The organism is Microbacterium sp. LWS13-1.2, assembly GCF_040144835.1.
In the GTDB taxonomy this organism is placed as follows: Bacteria; Actinomycetota; Actinomycetes; order Actinomycetales; family Microbacteriaceae; genus Microbacterium.
Map to the genome: position 1 here is coordinate 243,895 of NZ_CP151632.1, position 17,388 is coordinate 261,282.

The following is a 17,388-nucleotide window of genomic DNA, read 5'->3' on the forward strand; positions in this document are numbered from 1 at the left end:
GTCGTCCTACCGACAGAGGATTCCACCCATGACCATCGACCTTCCCCTCCAGGCGCCCTCGGCCGCAGGCCCCGTCTGGAACGTCACGCGGAACACCGAGGCGACGCCGGATGCCGAGCGCGAGGCGATCCTCGCCGATCCGGGCTTCGGACAGCACTTCACCGACCACATGGTCGACATCTGCTGGTCCGAGAAGGGCGGATGGCACCGGCCGCGCGTGCAGCCCTACGGCCCGATCCCGCTCGACCCTGCTGCGGCCGTGCTGCACTACTCGCAGGAGATCTTCGAGGGCCTCAAGGCCTACCGTCACGCCGACGGGTCGATCTGGACCTTCCGCCCGGACCGGAACGCGGCCCGCCTGCAGCGCTCGGCGCAGCGACTGGCGCTTCCGGAGCTGCCGACCGAGTACTTCCTCGAGTCGCTGCGCGAGCTCATCGCCGTCGACAGCGCGTGGGTTCCGACGGCGCCCGAGACGAGCCTGTACCTGCGCCCCTTCATGTTCGCGAAAGAGGCGTTCCTGGGCGTCCGTGCGGCGAAGAAGGTCGGGTACTACCTCATCGCCAGCCCCGCGGCCGCCTACTTCGCCGGCGGCGTGCAGCCGGTCAACATCGCGCTGTCGACCCGCTACGCCCGCGCCGGCAAGGGCGGCACGGGCGCGGCGAAGACCGGCGGGAACTACGCGTCCAGCCTGCTGCCGCAGGCGGAGGCCTACGAGAAGGGCTGCCAGCAGGTGCTCTTCCTCGACGACGGCTACATCGAGGAGCTCGGGGGCATGAACCTCGTCCTCGTGACGGACGACGGCCGCCTCATCACTCCCGAGTCCGACTCGATCCTCCAGGGCATCACGCTCGCGTCGGTGCTGCAGCTCGCGCAGGACCGCGGACTCGTCGTCGAGCAGCGCAAGGTCTCGATCGACGAGTGGCGCGAGGGTGCGGCATCTGGCTCCATCGTGGGCGCGTTCGCGTGCGGCACGGCGGCGGTCATCGTGCCGATCGGCAAGCTCGTCGCCGACGACTACGAGATCGTCCACGACGGCGACGCGGCGTCCGAGCTGGCCCTGTCGCTCCGCGAGGAGCTCACCGGCATCCAGTACGGGCGCGTGGCCGATCTCCACGGGTGGCTGACGCGCCTCGACGGCTGATCCATCGGCTTCATGAAAGCCCCGGGCCCCGCGCTGCGCGGCGCCCGGGGCTTTCCGTGTCGGAGGGGATGGCTAGGCTGATCCGGTGAGGATCGCGCGCTTCAGCCACAATGACGCCATCAAGTTCGGGATCGTCGACGAGGGGGAACTCGTCGTCCTCGCCGGCGACCCGATGTTCGCCGGGTACGACACGACGGGGGAGCGCGTGCCGCTCGCCGACGTCGCGCTGCTGGCGCCGGTCATCCCCCGCTCGAAGCTCGTCTGCGTCGGCCGCAACTACCGCGACCATGCCGCGGAGCTCGGCAACGACGTCCCCACCGCGCCGATGCTGTTCTTCAAGCCCAACACCACGGTGATCGGTCCGGGCGACGCCGTCGTGCTGCCGAAGGGCTCGGACTTCATCAGCTTCGAGGGCGAGCTCGCCGCTGTCATCGGTCGGATCGCGAAGAACGTGCCGGCCGCGAACGCTCTCGACTACGTCTTCGGCTACACCATCGCCAACGACCTCACCGCCCGCGACTGGCAGAAGTCCGACGGGCAGTGGGCTCGCGCCAAGGGGTTCGACACGTCCTGCCCGCTCGGCCCCGCCATCGAGACGGAGTTCGACGTCGACGGCCCGGCGGAGATCACGACGCGCCTGAACGGCGAGGTCCGGCAGCAGGGCCCGATCAGCGACATGATCTTCTCGCTCGCCGATGTGATCGCGTACGCCTCCGCGGCGTTCACGCTTCTGCCGGGGGACGTGATCCTCACCGGAACCCCGGCGGGCGTCGGCCAGATCGTCGCGGGCGACACCGTCGAGGTCGAGATCACCGGTCTCGGCATCCTGCGCAACACGGCTCGTGACGCCTGACGAGAGCGGCAGGACACCCCACGCCGATCCCGTCGGCGTGAGGCTCGACAGCGGGACCACCGCCGAAGAGGTGGCCGCGGTTCAGCGGCGAACGGTCTGGGTGCTCTCCCTCGGTCAGGTGCTCGGGGGACTGGCCTTCGGCGCCACACTGTCGCTCGGTGCGGTGCTTGCGGCAGAGCTCTCGGGCGAGGACGCGTTCTCCGGGCTCGCCGCGGCCGCGGTGACCTTCGGCACCGCGCTGACGGCCGTGCCGCTCGCGGCGATCGCTCGCCGCCGGGGTCGGCGGCTGTCGCTCACGACAGGAATGGCGGTCGCCCTCGTCGGCGTCGGACTGGTGATCGTCGCCGTCGCCCTGGCCGCGTTCCCGCTGCTGCTCGTCGGGTTCCTCATCATCGGAGCGGGCCAGGCGGCCAACCTGCAGTCGCGCTTCGCCGCCGCCGACCTGGCGACGGATGCCTCGCGCGGTCGTGATCTCTCGATCGTCGTGTGGGCGACCACGGTGGGCGCCGTTCTCGGGCCGAACCTCACGGGTCCCGGTGAAGTGATCGGCAGCGCGATCGGCATGCCGGCGCTCACCGGCGCCTACCTGTTCACGCTCGTCGCTCAGGGACTCGCCATCGTGCTCTACCTCGTCGCCATGAGGCCCGACCCGCTGCTCCTCGCACAGCGCGTCGTCGCGTCGGCTCGGGCAGGCAGCCGCGTCATCGCCAAGGCCGATCGACCGGTCGCCGCACGCTACGCGATCTTCGCGGTCGCCGCCGCCCACGGCACGATGGTGTCGGTGATGGCGATGACCCCGGTGCACCTGGCGCATCTGACCCACGGCGCATCCGAGGCCGCGACGCTGTCGATCATCGGGCTGACGATCAGCCTCCACATCGCCGGGATGTACGTGCTTTCGCCGGTCTTCGGCATCCTCGCCGATAAAGTCGGACGCGTCCCGACCATCCTCATCGGCCAGGTCCTCCTCGTGGCCGCCCTCCTCACCGCCTCGTTCGGGCAGCTCTCGACGACCGCGGTGACGGTGGCGCTCGTGCTCCTGGGCCTCGGGTGGAGCGCGTCGACGGTCGCCGGATCGACCCTGCTCACCGAGTCGTCGTCCGAGGCGCTGCGCACCCGGCGCCAGGGCTTCAGCGACTTCACGATGAGCATCGTGGGCGGCCTCGGCGCGATCGCGGCCGGCGCGGTGCTCGGCTGGATCGGCTACGGCGGGCTCGCCCTCGTCGTGCTGGTGCTCGTCGCCGCCTCGGTGCTGCTCGCTCCGCTCGGCTGGCGCGCATCCCGCGCTCGCCCGGCGAGTCAGCCGGGCTGAGGTTCAGAACCGCGATCGCCCGGCGTGTCAGCCGGGCGGACGCTCAGAACCGCGTCTCGACGAGGCCGGTGACGATCGCGCTCGACGGGTCGTCGAGCGAGCGCAGTCGGCGCCGGGCGGCGCAGGCGTCAGTGGCCGAGCGCTGCGAGCGCGAGGTCGACGTCGTCCTCGTCGTTGAAGACGTGGAAAGCGACGCGTGCGCGGCCGGATCGACCCGACGCGGTGATGCCCGCTGTGGTGAGCCGCGCGAGCTCGCCGCCATCGGGGTCGTCCCAGGTGACGATCGCCGAGGCCCGCTTCGGCTCCGCGATGCCGCGTCCGGCGCGGAAGGCGGCGGCCAGCCCGGTGGCGTGCGCGTGGAGCTCGGTCGGCTCGAGTGCGGCGAACAGCTCGAGCGCGGGTGCCGCACCGACGAACGCCTGCCAGGCCGGCGACACGTCGAACCGGCGGGCGTCGGGGGCGAGCTCGACATCGCCGCCGTAGCACGACGTCCACGGGTCGTCGCCCGCGTACCATCCGGCGTTGAGCGGGGTCATGCGCGCGGCGAGCCTGTCCGAGATGGTCAGGAACGACACGCCCCGCGGCGCGCAGAGCCATTTGTAGGCGTGACACACCACGGCATCGAAGCCGGATGCCGCGACCGGCAGCCAGCCGACCGCCTGTGTCGCGTCGCAGAGTGTGAGCGCGCCCTGCCGCGACGCCGCGGCGACGATGGCGGCGGTATCCGCCACCTCTCCGGTGGCGGACTGCACGACAGAGAACGCGACGAGCGCCGTGCGCGGGAGCACGTGGGCAGCGAGGTCGTGAAGGGGCGCCGTGCGCACGACCAGGCCCCGGCCGGAGTGCACGAACGGCAGCACCATCGACGAGAACTCTCCGTCGGGGACGAGCACCTCGGCCCCTTCCGGCAACGCCGTGGCGACGAGCCCGACCGCGACCGACGTCTGCGAGCCGATCGCCACCCGCTCGGCGCCCACATCGACCAGTGACGCGAACAGTCCGCGCGAGCGCTCGACCGCCGCGCAGTACGCGGCGAGGTCGGGCCGGCCGGATCCGGCTGCGTCCAGATCGGCGATGACGGCGCGTCGCGTCGCGCGGCTGGGCAGGCCCACCGTACACGCGGCGAGGTAGTCGCGGCCGCCGTCGAACTCGCGGCGCGCGGCGGCGAGAGCGGGGGAGTCGGCGAGTGCGGGCATGCATCCAGAGTGAACCCGCGGATTGCGCATGTCTACGGCAGGTGTCCCATGCGACACATAACAGAGTCTTATGATTGGCGCGTGACCGATGTGCTCGAGGACGACCCCGGTTTCGACGCGCGCGAACTGCGGGTCGTCAAGGCAGTCGCCGATGCCGGGTCCATCACCGGTGCCGCCCTCGCTCTCGGGTACAGTCAGCCGGCCGTCAGCCAGCAGCTCAAACGCCTCGAGCAGCGTCTCGGTGTCGCCGTCGTCGAGCGGGTCGGGCGCAGCGTCCGGCTCACCGACGCGGGGAGGGTCCTCGCCCGCCACGCGCCCGCCGTGACGACGGCGCTGGATGCCGCGGCCGGCGAACTCGCCGAGCTGAGGGGACTGCGCGCCGCGCGCGTGCGGCTGGTCGCGTTCCCATCGGCCTCTCCCACGATTGTCCCGCGCCTGCTCGCAGACCTGGCGCTGCGGCATCCGGGGATCTCTCTCACGTACGTCGAGGCCGAGCCGCCCGAGGCCGTGGAGGCGGTGCGTGAGGACCGTACCGACATCGCCCTCACCTTCAGCTATCCAGGCGACCGCGACGACCCGCACGGATCGAGCGCACGGGGGCTCTCGGTCACCACCGTCGGCGCCGATGAGCTGCTCGCCGTGCTGCCGGCCGGGCACCCCGCGGCGACCGCCGGTGCGCTCGACGTCGCCGTGCTCGCCGGCGAGGACTGGATCGCCGGATGCCCTCGGTGCCGCGGTCACCTGCTCGAGCTCTGCGGTCGCGCCGGATTCGCTCCGCGCATCGCCTTCGAGACCGACAACTTCGTCGCGGTCGAAGGGCTCGTCGCCCAGGGCATCGGCGTCGCGACCCTGCCGAGGATGGCCGTGGAGTCCTTCCCGCAGCTGCCCGGGGTGGCGATCGTGCCGCTTCCGGCCGGGGAGCAGCGGCGTATCCACACCGTCACGGCGCGAGGCGCCGACCGGGTGCCGGCGGTGCGGGCGACGCTCGACGCCCTGGCTCGCCTCATCTCGGGCGGCGCCGACGAGCGCCCGGCGGCGGCATCCCGCGACGGCGCAGGGCCGACCCCGCCGCCTCGGCCAACTAAACTCTGAAGCGATGCCTTCTTCGCCTGATCCCCGCACCACCACCGCCACCGGCGCCGACGTCCGCGTCCGGTTCTGCCCCTCGCCGACGGGACTGCCGCACGTCGGCCTGATCCGCACGGTGCTGTTCAACTGGGCGTACGCGCGCCACAACGGCGGCAAGCTGGTCTTCCGCATCGAAGACACCGACTCGGCGCGCGACAGCGAGGAGAGCTACCTGCAGCTGCTCGAGGCGCTGCGGTGGCTGAAGATCGACTGGGACGAGGGCGTCGAGGTGGGCGGACCTCACGCGCCGTACCGGCAGTCCGAGCGTCACGACATCTATCGCGAAGTCCTCGACCGCCTCATCGCCGCGGGTGCGGTCTATGAGAGCTACTCGACGGCGGAAGAGATCGACGCGCGCAACGAGGCCAACGGCCGGGCGAAGCAGCTCGGCTACGACAACTTCGACCGCGGCCTCACTGACGATCAGAAGGCGGCCTTCCGCGCCGAGGGCCGCGAGCCCGCGTGGCGTCTGCGCGTTCCCGACGAGGACCTCACCTACGTCGACCTCATCCGCGGCGAAGTGACATTCCCCGCGGGATCTTTCCCCGACTTCGTGCTCGTGCGGGCCGGCGGCGTCCCGCTGTACCCGTTCGTGAATCCGGTCGACGATGCGCTCATGGGCATCACGCACGTCATCCGCGGCGAAGACCTGATGCCATCGACCGCGCGCCAGCTCGCGCTGTACGAGGCGCTGGTGGATGCCGGCATCACCACGTTCATCCCGCGTTTCGCGCACATGCCTCTGGTGCTCGGCGAAGTGGGGAACAAGAAGCTCTCGAAGCGCGACCCCAAGGCCGACCTCTTCCTGCAGCGCGAGAAGGGTTTCATCCACGAGGGCCTGCTCAACTACCTCGCCCTCCTCGGCTGGTCGATCGCACACGATCGTGACGTCTTCTCGCTCGAGGAGCTCGTCGCGGCGTTCGACATCGTCGACGTGAACCCGAACCCCGCCCGCTTCGACCAGAAGAAGGCGGAGTCGATCAACGGCGACCACATCCGGATGCTGCAGCCCGCCGACTTCGCCGAGCGTCTGGTGCCGTACCTCTCGGCTGCCGGCGTCATCGACGCGAGCCCGACGCCCGCACAGGCGGCGATGCTCTCGGCAGCCGCTCCGCTCGTCCAGGAGCGGATGCAGCTGCTCGGCGATGCTCCGGGCCTGCTGGGCTTCCTCTTCACCGACGTCGTGTCGTATCAGGACGACGCCCTGGCCACTCTGCCGCCGAACGCGAACGAGGTGCTCGTCGCATCGGTCGGCGCCCTCGAGCTCGTGCCCGACACGGAGTTCACCGCCGCCGCTGTACAGGACGCCCTCGCCGGCGCGTTGATCTCGCCCGTCGAGGACGGGGGCTTGGGGCTCAAGCCGCGGATCGCGTACGGCCCCCTGCGCGTCGCGCTCAGCGGCCGTCGTGTCTCGCCGCCGCTGTTCGAGTCGATGGAGCTGCTCGGCAAGTCGGAGTCGATCCGCCGGCTCGGGGCACTGGTGGCGTTCCGGGTCGCGTAGTCGCTCAGCGTGACTCGCCCGGGATGCGCAGGGGGCCGTGTCGGTTTGGCGGAGCCGCCGAAGTCGCGTAGACTCATTCCTCGGCACGGCTTCGGCTGACAGCCTTGGGGTATGGTGTAATTGGCAACACGGAGGTTTCTGGTACCTTTGTTCTTGGTTCGAGTCCAGGTACCCCAGCCAACGAGAAAACCCCCGCTCAGCGGGGGTTTTTCGTTTCTCCGGAAGCGAACTGCGAGTTCTCAGCCGACGCCGTCGGCGAGGACGGCGTCTACGGCAGCCCAGCCCAGTGCCAGGTAGTCGGGATTGTCATCGCTGTGGGCCACGAGCATGAGTGCCACGGCCGCAGCCCAGGCGCGTGCGCGGATCCAGGCGTCGGCGTCATAGCGTGAATCCGTTGCCGTGACGAAGGCGGCGCGTCCGCGGGCGTCGAACGCGAGCCAGGCGATCGCGAGGTCATAGGCGGGATCGCCGGCCGTGACGTCGCCGAAGTCGATGATCCCCGCGAGAGCCCCGTTGTGCACGACAAGGTTGCCGGGGTGCATGTCGCCGTGGATCCACACCGGGGGGCGATCCCACGGCGCGGCGGACACGCCCGCGCGCCACACCTCCCGCAGGCCCTCGGTGCTCGCCGCGTCGAGCGTGCCCGCTTCCCGCAGGTGCTGCAGGCGTGCCGCCACGGCTTCGGAGCGCATCGCGAGTGGAATGCCGCGGAACGGGTTGACGGGGTGGTCCTCGGGGGCGTCCGCATGGAGGGCGTCGAGTGCGTGCGCGAGCGTCGCGGCCCAGGAGCCTCGTGCGGCGGGGGACTCGTCCAGCGCGCGTTCGCCGTGGATCCAGGGGCCACGGACCATGCCCACGGTTAGCCTTCCGCGGCCACGCCGTTCACGACGGGCGCGGGGACCCGCACTCCCGTCGGTGCGAGCCGCTCGGCGACACCGGGCAGCACCGCCTGCTCGTGCCGTGCGAGCGGAGCGGCGAGCGCGCGACGCGGCAGTCGGACGGCGTAGCCGTCGCCGAGGCGCCACACCTCGCTGTCCCACCCCTCGGCGGCCTTTCGGAGGGGGAGCGTCGCCGCATCCGGGATCTCATCGACTGCTTGAGCGGCGAGCAGAGCGCGGATCAGCGCGCTGTCGATCGCGATCTCGGCGTCGGGTTTGTCGGGCACAGTACGAAGATACCCGCCGGTCTCGAGGGGTTGTGTTTGTGTTGGAATGTGTTGTATTGTGTGGTAATCCAACGAAGGGTTGTGCAGATGTACGCGACGGAGCGCCACGAGCAGATCGAACGTCTGCTGGCTGCGCAGGGCCGGGTGAGCGTCGTAGACCTCGCCGACCGCTTCGACGTCACCACGGAGACCATCCGCCGCGACCTCGACCACCTCGAATCCGGCGGTGCGCTGCGCCGCGTGCACGGGGGAGCGGTCGGGCGCGAACGCGGGAGCACGCGCGAGCCCTCACTGGCCGAGCGACTCGAACATCACGGCACCGCCAAGGAGGCGATCGGCCGACGGGCACTGGACGCGCTCGGCCGCGACTTCTCCGGGTCGGTGTTCCTCGACGCCGGCACGACCACTGCTGCCGTCGCTTCGGCGCTCATTCCGCGCCTCGCGGGCACTCCGATCGAGGTCGTCACTCACTCCTTGACGCTCGGCAACACCCTCGCCGGCGTCCCCGGCGCCTCGCTCTCCTTCGTCGGTGGGCGGATACGCGGACTCACGGCCGCCGCCGTCGGCGCCGACACCGTGCGGGCCATCGGGGGGATGCGGCCCGACGTCGCGTTCATCGGCACCAATGGAGTGTCTGCGTCGTTCGGCCTCAGCACGCCGGATCCCGACGAGGCGGCCGTGAAGCGCGCGATCGTCGCATCGGCGCGACGCGTGGTGGTCGTCGCCGACGCCGAGAAGCTCGGCGCGGAACTGCTCGTCGGCTTCGCATCCCTGTCGGACGTGGACGTGCTCGTCACGGATGCCGCACCCGACGCCGAGTTGGCCGATGCGCTCGCGGACGCCGACGTGGAGGTCTGGCTCGCATGATCGTCACACTGACCGCCAACCCCTCCCTCGACCGCACGGTCGTCCTGCCGGCGCCGCTGCAGGTCGGCGACGTCCAGAGCGCCGATTCGGCGCGTGAGGACGCCGGCGGCAAGGGCATCAACGTCGCCCGCGCGATCGCCGCCGCGGGTGAGGACTGCCTCGCCGTCCTGCCCCTCGCCGCGGGTGACCCGTTCGAGCCGGCGCTGCGCGTGGCCGCCCTCCGCACGCACCCGGTGCCCGTCCGTGGCCACGTCCGCGCGAACCTCGCGATCACGGATCCGGCCGGAGTCACGACGAAGCTCAACCTGCCCGGCGCCGCGCTGTCGGCCGACGAGGCGGCTGCGGTCGTCGACGCCGTGGTGAGCGCATCCGCCGGCGCCGGGTGGCTCGTGCTCGCCGGCTCGCTGCCGCCCGGTGTCGCCGACGACTTCTACGTCCGGATCACGCGCGCCGTGCGGGCCGCCCATGGTGCGGCCTCTCCGTTGATCGCCGTGGATGCCTCGGGTGCGGCACTCGCGGCCGTGGTCGCCGACGGCGCCCCCGACCTCATCAAGCCCAACGATGACGAGCTCGGCGAGCTCGCGGGCATGCCGCTCGACGGCGCCGACACCGCCGCCGTCCTCGAGGTCGCCCGATCGCTCGTGCCCGCGCGCGTGGGCGCAGCCCTCGTCACACTCGGCTCTCGCGGCGCTGTGCTGGTCACCACCGATGGTGCCTGGCTGGCGAGGCCGCCACGGATCCAGGTGCGCAGCACCGTCGGGGCGGGCGACAGCTCGCTCGCCGGCTACGTGCTCGCCGCGACGCGGGGAGCCGACCATGAGGAACGGCTGCGCCTCGCCATCCGGTACGGCGCGGCCGCGGCATCCCTCCCGGGTACGCAAGCGCCCACTCCCGCAGATCTTCCGACGGGCGACGTGCCCGTCGCCCGTCTCGCCTAGAACCCACCCCACGACCGCAGGAGGTCACCGTGTCCGACACCATCACCCCAGGCCTGGTCAGCCTCGACGTCCCTCTGGGCGCCGACAAGTCCGACGTCATCCGCTCCCTCGCCGCACGCGTCGTCGCACAGGGTCGCGCGACCGACGCCCAAGCCCTCTTCGACGACGCCTGGGCGCGCGAGGAGAAGGACGAGACCGGGCTGCCCGGCGGCATCGCGATCCCGCACGCCAAGAGCGCGGCCGTCACGACCCCCTCGCTCGCCTTCGCACGGCTGAGCCCCGGCGTCGACTTCGGCGCTCCGGACGGCGCCGCCGACCTCGTCTTCCTCATCGCGGCTCCCGCGGACGCGGCCGAGGCGCACCTGGCGGTGCTGTCGAAGCTCGCCCGCAGCCTCATGCAGGCGGACTTCACCGAGGGTCTGCGCGCAGCGACGACGGACGAGGACGTGGTCGCGATCGTCCAGACGGCGATCGGAGAGCGGGATGTCGCTGCCCCCGCGCCGGCGGCTGAGACCCCCGCGCCCATCGCCGCGTCAGCTCAGCCTGCACCCGCGGCCGGCCTTGCCGTGGACGGACGCCCGGCCCGCATCGTCGCCGTCACGGCGTGCGCGACCGGCATCGCCCACACGTTCATGGCGGCCGACGCGCTCACGGCGGCCGGAAACAAGGCGGGGATCGACCTCGTCGTCGAACCCCAGGGCTCGAGCGGCTACCAGGCGCTGCCTGCGGACGTCATCCAGGGCGCCGACGCCGTGATCTTCGCCACCGACGTGGACGTGCGCGAGCCGCAGCGATTCGCGGGCAAGCCCGTCGTCCGCTCCGGCGTGAAGCGCGGCATCGAGCAGCCCGATCAGCTCATCGCCGAGGCAGTGGCCGCAGCGAACAACCCGAACGCGACGCGCGTCGGCGGTGAGGCCGCCGTCGCGACCGCCACCGCGGGCGAGAAGCTCTCGTGGGGCGCCCGCATCCAGCGCATCCTGCTCACGGGTGTGAGCTACATGATCCCCTTCGTCGCCGGCGGCGGTCTGCTCATCGCCCTCGGCTTCCTGTTCTTCGGGGACGACTACTCAGCGCCGGACAATGCGACCACGGTGATCGTCACGAACTCGCTGTGGGACTTGCCCGAAGGCGGACTCGGGATCTATCTGGGCTCGGTCGCCTTCGCGATCGGCGCCGCGTCCATGGGCTTCCTGGTCTCGGCCCTCGCGGGGTACATCTCCTTCGCGATAGCGGATCGACCGGGCATCGCCCCGGGCTTCGTCGCCGGAGCGATCGCCGTGACGATGAATGCCGGCTTCATCGGCGGCATCGTGGGTGGTCTGCTCGCAGGCGTCACCGCGTGGTGGATCGGCACGTGGCGCGTTCCCCGCTGGCTGCGCGGGCTCATGCCCGTCGCGATCATCCCGCTGCTGGCCTCCATCGTGGCCTCCGGGCTCATGGTGCTGTTCCTCGGCCGTCCGATCGCGACACTGATGGTCTGGCTGACGGACTGGCTGAACGAGCTCGCAGGCACGTCGGGGATCGTCGTCGTCGGGATCGTGCTGGGTCTGATGATGTGCTTCGACCTGGGCGGGCCGGTGAACAAGGTCGCCTACGCGTTCGCGGTGGCGGGGCTGGCCACCGCCTCTCCCGAGAACACCACGCCCTACTTGATCATGGCGGCGGTGATGGCTGCGGGAATGGTGCCGCCCCTCGCGATGGCTCTGGCCTCCACGGTCCTCGCGCGCGACCTGTTCCCGCCTGTCGAGAGGGAGAACGGCAAGGCCGCGTGGCTGCTGGGCGCGGCCTTCATCAGCGAGGGCGCGATCCCGTTCGCTGCCGCTGATCCGCTGCGGGTCATCCCGGCTTCGCTCGTCGGTGGCGCGGTGACCGGCGCCCTCAGCATGGCGTTCGCGGTCCAATCGCTCGCACCCCACGGCGGCATCTTCGTGTTCTTCGCCATCAACCCCGTCTGGGGCTTCCTGGTCGCGATCGCAGCAGGCACCGTCGTCAGCGCTCTCGCCGTCATCGCGCTGAAGAAATGGGTGGGTCGCAAGGAACTCGAGCAGGCGGAAGCCGCCCTACCCGTGGCGGCCTGAGGCCCTCGTCCGACAGAATCGGAATCGTCGACCGCGCAGAGGTCCGACGCAGACAGGAGAGAACCATGGCAGAACGTCAGGCCACCATCGCCAGCAGCTCAGGACTCCACGCACGCCCCGCGAAGCTCTTCGTCCAGGCTGTGCAGGCGCAGTCGGTCCCGGTGACCATCGCCGTCGAGGGCGGCGCCGACCTCAACGCCGGCAGCATCCTGTCGCTGATGGGACTCGGCGCCTCGCAGGGGACCGTCGTCACGCTGAAGGCCGACGGCGACGGCGCCGAGGAGGCCCTCGACGCACTCGTCGCGCTGCTCGAGACGGACCTCGACGCGCAGTAGGCCCCCGACCGTCCGCACGGCGTCAGCGCCAGGCGGATCACCCGAGACGACGGATGCCGCAGATCGAAGCTGCTGCGGCATCCGTCGTTCGCGTTCGGCGGCCGCCGTCGGGTCAGACGTCGGTGGAGTCGCCCGGCTCGAGGTTCACGAGCTCGCCGCCGTGCTGCTCCGCGGCCCAGCCCAGGCGAAGGCGTCCGGTGTCGCGGCCCGCCACCGACAGGGTGAGGTCGTGCGTGCCGAACACGCGCCGCGGTGCGACGGCCAGCACGAAGTCCATGGCCTCGCCGATCTTGAGCCACGGCGCCCCGACGGGCGCGGCGAGCAGCTTCACCTCGCGTCCCTCGGGGACGGCGTACGAGTCGCCGGGGTAGTAGAACTCGTCGTTGACGAGCACGCCGACGTTGTCGACCACCGGCACGGACTCGTGGATGAGCGCGTGGCGGCCGCCGAAGAACTCGAGCCGGAACGGCTCGACCTCCACCACGTCGCCGGGATGCACGACCGTGATGTCGTACTCGGCGGCGGCCTTCGCCACACCCTCGGGTCCGTAGACCGGGATCCCGGGGAACGTGCCGAGGATGCGGTCGAGGTGGTCGGACGTCCAGTGGTCGGCGTGCTCGTGGGTGATGACGATCGCCACCACGCTCTCGAGCTCACCGAGGGGGGCGGTGAACGACCCCGGGTCGACGACCAGCGTCTTCCCGGCGTTGAAGAGGGTCAGTGTCGCGTGCTCGAACTTCGTGACTCGCATGCGACGAGTCAAGCGCCCCGGGGGCGCGCGGGCAAGCCGCACGCGAGGTCGGCGCCGCGGCCCATGTCGATTTGGACCGGGCATATGCGACGTGGCATAATCGAACGGTTGCCTGAACGGCCCCATCGTATAGCGGCCTAGTACGCCGCCCTCTCACGGCGGTAACGCGGGTTCGAATCCCGCTGGGGTCACCAGTCAGGCAGCAACGTCGCAGCAGCCGCTGCGGCACGCTGTACGGCCCCATCGTATAGCGGCCTAGTACGCCGCCCTCTCACGGCGGTAACGCGGGTTCGAATCCCGCTGGGGTCACAGACGAGTCGGGAAGCCCGGTCCACCAGGACCGGGCTTCCCGCGTTTGCGCTACGTGGCGTAGGGCAGCAGCACGATCACGGCCGATGCTGCACCGCACCCGAGGACGAAGACCGTCAGGAGTAGCAGGAGGCCGGCGCCCGGCAGGTCGCCGGGAGGATCCTGTAGCAGCGCGCGGTTGACGTGCGTATGGCGTGCGCGCGCCCGTGCCCACAGCAGCACCGCGAACACCAGCCCGAGGATGCCGGGCGCGAGCAGCACCGGTTGCAGCGCCGGCGTGGGTGCGAAGGCCGGCAGGACGCGGAGGGCGAGCAGCGACCCGACGCCGATCGCGAGAGCCGTGCGCCGCCACGCGAGCTCGGTGCGCTCGGGCTGCAGCCCGGGGTCGAAGAGCCGCTGAGCGCTCATGCCAGCACGACGCCGAGGAGGACGAGCACACCGACCAGCACGATCGTGATCGCGAGCGCGGCGCTGGTCAGCGAACCGGGAAGGGGAGAGCCGGCGCGCAGCGCGCGCTCCGTGCGGCCCCACTCGAGCCAGGCGAGCACGGGGATGACCACGCCGGCAGCGATCAGGATGAGGGATGCGGTGAGGCGGAGGTCCGGCTGCAGGTCCAGTCCGAGCGCCTCGAGGGCCACGCCGCCGGCGAGGAGCGCCAGCGCGGTGCGGTTCCAGGCGAGGAACGTGCGCTCGTTGGCCAGACTGAACCGTGCGTCCGGATCCGTCCCTGTGCGGTAGACCGATCGGGGGAATCTGCTGCGAGTCACCGCTCCACAGTATCGGCGGCGCGGGCCGCTGCTCAGTCCCGAGGGTCGTCGACGGGCTCGGGTGCCGGCGATACGGCATCCGCTCGACTCCGGCGCCTCCCGCGCACCAGGCGCACCACACCCCAGACGATGAGCGCGGCGACCGCCGCGACGGCGAGCCAGGGCAGGAGGAAGCCGATCGCGATGACGATGCCGTTGAGCGTGGCGACGAGCCCGTTCCAGCCGGCGGCCAGTCCGTCGCCGAAGCCGGCCGGATCGGCGGTCACGGTCTCCACGTCGGGTACCACGGTGACCGAGAGAGTCGACATCGCCACCTGATCGTCGAGCATCTCCAGCTGCTGCTGGTACGACTCGAGCAGCGCCTGGCGCTCGGACAGCGCCGCTTCGGCCGCGATCAGGTCGGCGACGCTCTGCGCCTGGCCCATGAGCTCGGTGAGGCGTTCGACGGACGCCTGCGCGGCGTCGATCCGCGCCTCAAGGTCGACCGTCTGCTCGGTGACGTCCTGCCGCGAGAGGTTCGTCGCCGTCACCTCGCCGACGTCGTCCAGTTCGGCGATGACGTCGGGCAGCTGATCGGCCGGTACGCGGACGGTGATCCAGGCGCCGTCGGTGGGCGACGGGTACGGCATCGTGTCGTAGACGACGCCGCCGTCGCTCGGCGTGACCGGATACACCGTGCCGTCGCTGCCGATGCTCATCGACTCGACGTAGCCACCGTGGGCGACGGCAGAGTTGCCGATGGAGCGTGTGGCCGCGTCGACCTCGTCGACGGAGACGGTGGCCGAGGCTGTCGTGATGATGTCGCGGTCCGCCGCGATCGCGCCGGCCGATCTGTCGCCGGCAGCGGCGTCGGGTGCGATGGTCAGGGGTGCGGACTCGGTCGTGGTCGCCGAGTCCGACGAGCCGTCGAAGCCGGCACCCGAATCGGCGGGCGCGACCGGAGCGACGGCGGACTCGTCGGTGGCGCCGCCCACGAGCGAGCCGACGGACGGCGCGATGACCGCGGCGACCGCGATGATCGCTGCCGCGGCGCCGCCCGCGATCCACAGGCGGCCGCGTCGCGTCCGCCGCGCCGACCGGCGCACGCGGTCCTGCGCGATGTCGACGAAGAGCGCGTTCTCGATCTCGTCGATGCGTTCCGCGCTGAGGTCGGGGAGGGGTCCTGGGGTCCCGGAAACCGGGGGCTGCGTGTTCATGTGCTCTCCTTCACGACGGTCCGCAGGCGGGTGCGGATGCGGGAGAGACGGTTGCGGACGACGCCGTGCGCGACGCCGAGCTCGTCGGCGGCGGCCTGATAGGCGTATCCCTCGGTGGCGCACAGCCGGAAGATGGCGCGATCGAGTTCGCCGAGGCCCGCGACTTCGCGCAGGATCGCGTCGGCGAGCCCTTCGTCGATCACCTGCTGCTCGACGTCTACCGTGGCGGGCAGGTCCTCGTCGGCGGCCGCCGTGGTGTGCAGTCGGTCGCGCCGCTGCCGGCGCACGCGGTTGGCCGACTGGAAGCGGCAGATCGTCGCCAGCCACGGCAGCAGCGAATCGCCGGCGAGGTCGAGGCCGGGCAGCTTCCGCCAGGCGACGAGGAACGTCTCCTGGGTGACCTCCTCGGCGTCCGCGGGATTGCCGACGAGACCGTGCGCCAGCCAGTACACCGGGCGCACGTACGCGCGGTACAGCGTGCGGAAGGCGTGCTCGCTTCCGCCCGCGGCCAGCACCACGAGCTGGGCGTCGCCGGTGGCGCCGTGCGGCAGGTCGTCGTCAGGCATCCCCATCCTCCGAATTGTCTCTCACCGTGACAGTGTCCGCACCGCCCGGATCGTCTCACCGAGGGCGGGCCCGGCATCCCGACCCTGTATTCTGTTGCGAGCGAGAGGGAGTATCCCGACACCGCGCATCCGTCATCACGGGTCCCGACAGAGCGACCCCGGGTGTGCGCCGCAGGCCGACAGGTCGCGGGGGAGAGACTTTCGGCCCCGACCGACCCTCGTTCGCCCCTTTCGAAAGGCCCTGCATGGACCTCGAACTCCCCCTGTGGTTCGAAATCGGATCCCTCGTGATCCTCACCCTGATCCTCCTGGCGGATCTGCTGCTCATCCTGAAGCGACCCCACATCCCGTCGACACGCGAGTCGACCCTGTGGGTCGTGTTCTACGTGACGCTCGCGCTGATCTTCGCCGGGCTCATGTGGAGGTTCGCGGGGCCGGAGTACGCCGGACAATTCGTCGCCGGCTGGCTCACCGAGTACAGCCTGTCGATCGACAACCTGTTCGTGTTCGTGCTCATCATGAGTCAGTTCGCGGTGCCGCGCCGCTATCAGCAGGAGGTGCTGATGGTCGGCATCATCATCGCGCTCGTGCTGCGCGGCCTGTTCATCCTCGCCGGCGCCGCGATCATCGAGCAGTTCAGCTGGGTGTTCTACATCTTCGGAGCGTTCCTGGTGTGGACCGCGTGGCGACAGGCCTTCCCGGGCGGCGATCACGACGACGACGTCAAGCAGGAGAACTTCGTCGTGCGACTGCTGCGTCGCGGGATCGACATCAGCGACCACTACGACGGCGCGAAGCTGCGCACCGTCGTGGACGGCAAGAAGATGTGGACGCCCATGATCATCGTGTTCGCCGCGATCGGCGTCACCGATCTGCTGTTCGCCATCGACTCGATCCCCGCCATCTTCGGCATCACGACCAGCCCCTTCATCGTGTTCACGGCGAACATCTTCGCGCTCATGGGTCTGCGACAGCTCTACTTCCTGCTCGGCGACCTGCTCGACCGCCTCCGTTACCTCCACTACGGGATCGCGTTCATCCTCGCCTTCATCGGTGTCAAGCTCGTCTTCCACGCCATGCACGTCAACGAGCTCCCCTTCATCAACAACGGCGAGCACATCGAATGGGCGCCCGAAATCTCTACCTGGATGTCGCTCGGCGTCATCATCGTCGCGATGACGGTGGCGACCATCGCCAGCCTCGTCGCGTCCGCTCGCGACAAGCGCCGGGGACTGACGGATGCCGCAGCCGGCGCCACCCCCGAAACCCACGGCTGACCCGCACG

Annotated in this window: 17 protein-coding genes and 3 tRNA genes; 13 read left to right on the top strand and 7 right to left on the bottom strand. The window is 70.8% G+C overall.

The genetic code is table 11. From position 1 onward, the window contains the following. Positions 1–28: 28 nt before the first annotated feature. The 3 genes from MRBLWS13_RS01165 (at position 29) to MRBLWS13_RS01175 (ending at position 3,306) form a co-directional block, all read left to right on the top strand. On the top strand, positions 29–1,141 hold the full coding sequence (locus MRBLWS13_RS01165; protein ID WP_349427276.1) for a branched-chain amino acid aminotransferase: 1,113 nt from the start codon (positions 29–31) through the stop codon (positions 1,139–1,141). Between the two features lie 85 nt (positions 1,142–1,226). Continuing rightward, positions 1,227–1,994 (top strand): fumarylacetoacetate hydrolase family protein, encoded by a 768-nt coding sequence (locus tag MRBLWS13_RS01170; RefSeq protein WP_349427277.1) that lies wholly within the window; start codon positions 1,227–1,229, stop codon positions 1,992–1,994. Between the two features lie 37 nt (positions 1,995–2,031). Further along, a complete protein-coding gene (locus MRBLWS13_RS01175) occupies positions 2,032–3,306 on the top strand; it encodes an MFS transporter (RefSeq protein WP_349427278.1) in 1,275 nt (424 codons plus the stop codon). Positions 3,307–3,434: 128 nt separating this feature from the next. On the opposite strand, the gene MRBLWS13_RS01180 is transcribed toward MRBLWS13_RS01175, so the two are convergent. Beyond that, a complete protein-coding gene (locus MRBLWS13_RS01180) occupies positions 3,435–4,502 on the bottom strand; it encodes an aminotransferase class V-fold PLP-dependent enzyme (RefSeq protein WP_349427279.1) in 1,068 nt (355 codons plus the stop codon). A 48-nt stretch (positions 4,503–4,550) separates the two neighbouring features. Here MRBLWS13_RS01180 and MRBLWS13_RS01185 point away from each other — a divergent pair, with 48 nt between their 5' ends. The 3 genes from MRBLWS13_RS01185 to MRBLWS13_RS01195 all read left to right on the top strand — a co-directional run bounded on the left by MRBLWS13_RS01185 (position 4,551) and on the right by MRBLWS13_RS01195 (position 7,311). Further along, positions 4,551–5,594 carry a LysR family transcriptional regulator gene (locus tag MRBLWS13_RS01185; protein WP_349427280.1) on the top strand — a complete coding sequence of 348 codons (1,044 nt, stop codon included), beginning with the start codon at positions 4,551–4,553 and terminating at the stop codon, positions 5,592–5,594. Between the two features lie 4 nt (positions 5,595–5,598). Continuing rightward, positions 5,599–7,131 carry a glutamate--tRNA ligase gene (gene gltX / locus MRBLWS13_RS01190; RefSeq protein WP_349427281.1) on the top strand — a complete coding sequence of 511 codons (1,533 nt, stop codon included), beginning with the start codon at positions 5,599–5,601 and terminating at the stop codon, positions 7,129–7,131. 105 nt (positions 7,132–7,236) lie between these two features. Beyond that, positions 7,237–7,311, top strand: a tRNA-Gln gene (locus MRBLWS13_RS01195). Positions 7,312–7,370: 59 nt separating this feature from the next. Here MRBLWS13_RS01195 and MRBLWS13_RS01200 read toward each other — a convergent pair. After that, a complete protein-coding gene (locus MRBLWS13_RS01200; protein WP_349427282.1) occupies positions 7,371–8,171 on the bottom strand; it encodes a phosphotransferase in 801 nt (266 codons plus the stop codon). Between the two features lie 212 nt (positions 8,172–8,383). On the opposite strand from MRBLWS13_RS01200, the gene MRBLWS13_RS01205 reads away from it, so the two are divergent. The 4 genes from MRBLWS13_RS01205 (at position 8,384) to MRBLWS13_RS01220 (ending at position 12,514) form a co-directional block, all read left to right on the top strand. After that, on the top strand, positions 8,384–9,163 hold the full coding sequence (locus MRBLWS13_RS01205; RefSeq protein WP_349427283.1) for a DeoR/GlpR family DNA-binding transcription regulator: 780 nt from the start codon (positions 8,384–8,386) through the stop codon (positions 9,161–9,163). Further along, positions 9,160–10,101 carry a 1-phosphofructokinase gene (locus MRBLWS13_RS01210; RefSeq protein WP_349427284.1) on the top strand — a complete coding sequence of 314 codons (942 nt, stop codon included), beginning with the start codon at positions 9,160–9,162 and terminating at the stop codon, positions 10,099–10,101. The genes MRBLWS13_RS01205 and MRBLWS13_RS01210 overlap by 4 nt, the downstream gene beginning before the upstream one ends. 29 nt (positions 10,102–10,130) lie before the next feature. After that, on the top strand, positions 10,131–12,179 hold the full coding sequence (locus MRBLWS13_RS01215; protein WP_349427285.1) for a fructose-specific PTS transporter subunit EIIC: 2,049 nt from the start codon (positions 10,131–10,133) through the stop codon (positions 12,177–12,179). A gap of 65 nt (positions 12,180–12,244) precedes the next feature. Beyond that, positions 12,245–12,514, top strand: coding sequence for an HPr family phosphocarrier protein (locus tag MRBLWS13_RS01220; protein ID WP_308866973.1), 270 nt, complete (start codon positions 12,245–12,247; stop codon positions 12,512–12,514). Between the two features lie 112 nt (positions 12,515–12,626). Here the strand turns inward: MRBLWS13_RS01220 and MRBLWS13_RS01225 are convergent, their stop codons facing one another. Further along, the gene (locus MRBLWS13_RS01225; RefSeq protein WP_349427286.1) at positions 12,627–13,265 is read right to left on the bottom strand and encodes an MBL fold metallo-hydrolase; all 639 of its coding nucleotides are present in this window, start codon (positions 13,263–13,265) and stop codon (positions 12,627–12,629) included. A 118-nt stretch (positions 13,266–13,383) separates the two neighbouring features. Here MRBLWS13_RS01225 and MRBLWS13_RS01230 point away from each other — a divergent pair. After that, positions 13,384–13,459 (top strand) — tRNA-Glu (locus tag MRBLWS13_RS01230). A gap of 42 nt (positions 13,460–13,501) precedes the next feature. Continuing rightward, positions 13,502–13,574, top strand: a tRNA-Glu gene (locus tag MRBLWS13_RS01235). Between the two features lie 51 nt (positions 13,575–13,625). On the opposite strand, the gene MRBLWS13_RS01240 is transcribed toward MRBLWS13_RS01235, so the two are convergent. The 4 genes from MRBLWS13_RS01240 to MRBLWS13_RS01255 are packed head-to-tail and all read right to left on the bottom strand — an operon-like array spanning position 13,626 to position 16,103. Beyond that, positions 13,626–13,982, bottom strand: a complete 357-nt coding sequence (locus MRBLWS13_RS01240; protein ID WP_349427287.1) for a DUF202 domain-containing protein — start codon at positions 13,980–13,982, stop codon at positions 13,626–13,628. Then, on the bottom strand, positions 13,979–14,341 hold the full coding sequence (locus tag MRBLWS13_RS01245) for a DUF202 domain-containing protein (protein WP_349427288.1): 363 nt from the start codon (positions 14,339–14,341) through the stop codon (positions 13,979–13,981). The genes MRBLWS13_RS01240 and MRBLWS13_RS01245 overlap by 4 nt, the downstream gene beginning before the upstream one ends. Before the next feature lie 32 nt (positions 14,342–14,373). Then, positions 14,374–15,537 (bottom strand): DUF4349 domain-containing protein, encoded by a 1,164-nt coding sequence (locus MRBLWS13_RS01250; RefSeq protein ID WP_349427289.1) that lies wholly within the window; start codon positions 15,535–15,537, stop codon positions 14,374–14,376. Then, positions 15,534–16,103 carry an RNA polymerase sigma factor gene (locus tag MRBLWS13_RS01255; protein ID WP_349427290.1) on the bottom strand — a complete coding sequence of 190 codons (570 nt, stop codon included), beginning with the start codon at positions 16,101–16,103 and terminating at the stop codon, positions 15,534–15,536. The genes MRBLWS13_RS01250 and MRBLWS13_RS01255 overlap by 4 nt, the downstream gene beginning before the upstream one ends. 245 nt (positions 16,104–16,348) lie before the next feature. Here MRBLWS13_RS01255 and MRBLWS13_RS01260 point away from each other — a divergent pair, with 245 nt between their 5' ends. Next, positions 16,349–17,380: a TerC family protein gene (locus tag MRBLWS13_RS01260; RefSeq protein WP_349427291.1), complete on the top strand. Its 1,032-nt coding sequence runs from the start codon at positions 16,349–16,351 to the stop codon at positions 17,378–17,380. The last annotated feature ends 8 nt before the right edge of the window (positions 17,381–17,388 follow it).

Excerpts from the sequence above, each read along its gene's own strand:
- MRBLWS13_RS01205 (WP_349427283.1), top strand. The coding sequence starts at position 8,384 with ATGTACGCGACGGAGCGCCACGAGCAGATCGAACGTCTGCTGGCTGCG.
- MRBLWS13_RS01260 (WP_349427291.1), top strand. The coding sequence starts at position 16,349 with ATGGACCTCGAACTCCCCCTGTGGTTCGAAATCGGATCCCTCGTGATC.
- MRBLWS13_RS01180 (WP_349427279.1), bottom strand. The coding sequence starts at position 4,502 with ATGCCCGCACTCGCCGACTCCCCCGCTCTCGCCGCCGCGCGCCGCGAG.
- MRBLWS13_RS01165 (WP_349427276.1), top strand. The coding sequence starts at position 29 with ATGACCATCGACCTTCCCCTCCAGGCGCCCTCGGCCGCAGGCCCCGTC.
- MRBLWS13_RS01255 (WP_349427290.1), bottom strand. The coding sequence starts at position 16,103 with ATGCCTGACGACGACCTGCCGCACGGCGCCACCGGCGACGCCCAGCTC.
- MRBLWS13_RS01210 (WP_349427284.1), top strand. The coding sequence starts at position 9,160 with ATGATCGTCACACTGACCGCCAACCCCTCCCTCGACCGCACGGTCGTC.
- MRBLWS13_RS01250 (WP_349427289.1), bottom strand. The coding sequence starts at position 15,537 with ATGAACACGCAGCCCCCGGTTTCCGGGACCCCAGGACCCCTCCCCGAC.
- MRBLWS13_RS01240 (WP_349427287.1), bottom strand. The coding sequence starts at position 13,982 with ATGAGCGCTCAGCGGCTCTTCGACCCCGGGCTGCAGCCCGAGCGCACC.
- gltX (WP_349427281.1), top strand. The coding sequence starts at position 5,599 with ATGCCTTCTTCGCCTGATCCCCGCACCACCACCGCCACCGGCGCCGAC.
- MRBLWS13_RS01220 (WP_308866973.1), top strand. The coding sequence starts at position 12,245 with ATGGCAGAACGTCAGGCCACCATCGCCAGCAGCTCAGGACTCCACGCA.
- MRBLWS13_RS01225 (WP_349427286.1), bottom strand. The coding sequence starts at position 13,265 with ATGCGAGTCACGAAGTTCGAGCACGCGACACTGACCCTCTTCAACGCC.
- MRBLWS13_RS01185 (WP_349427280.1), top strand. The coding sequence starts at position 4,551 with ATGCGACACATAACAGAGTCTTATGATTGGCGCGTGACCGATGTGCTC.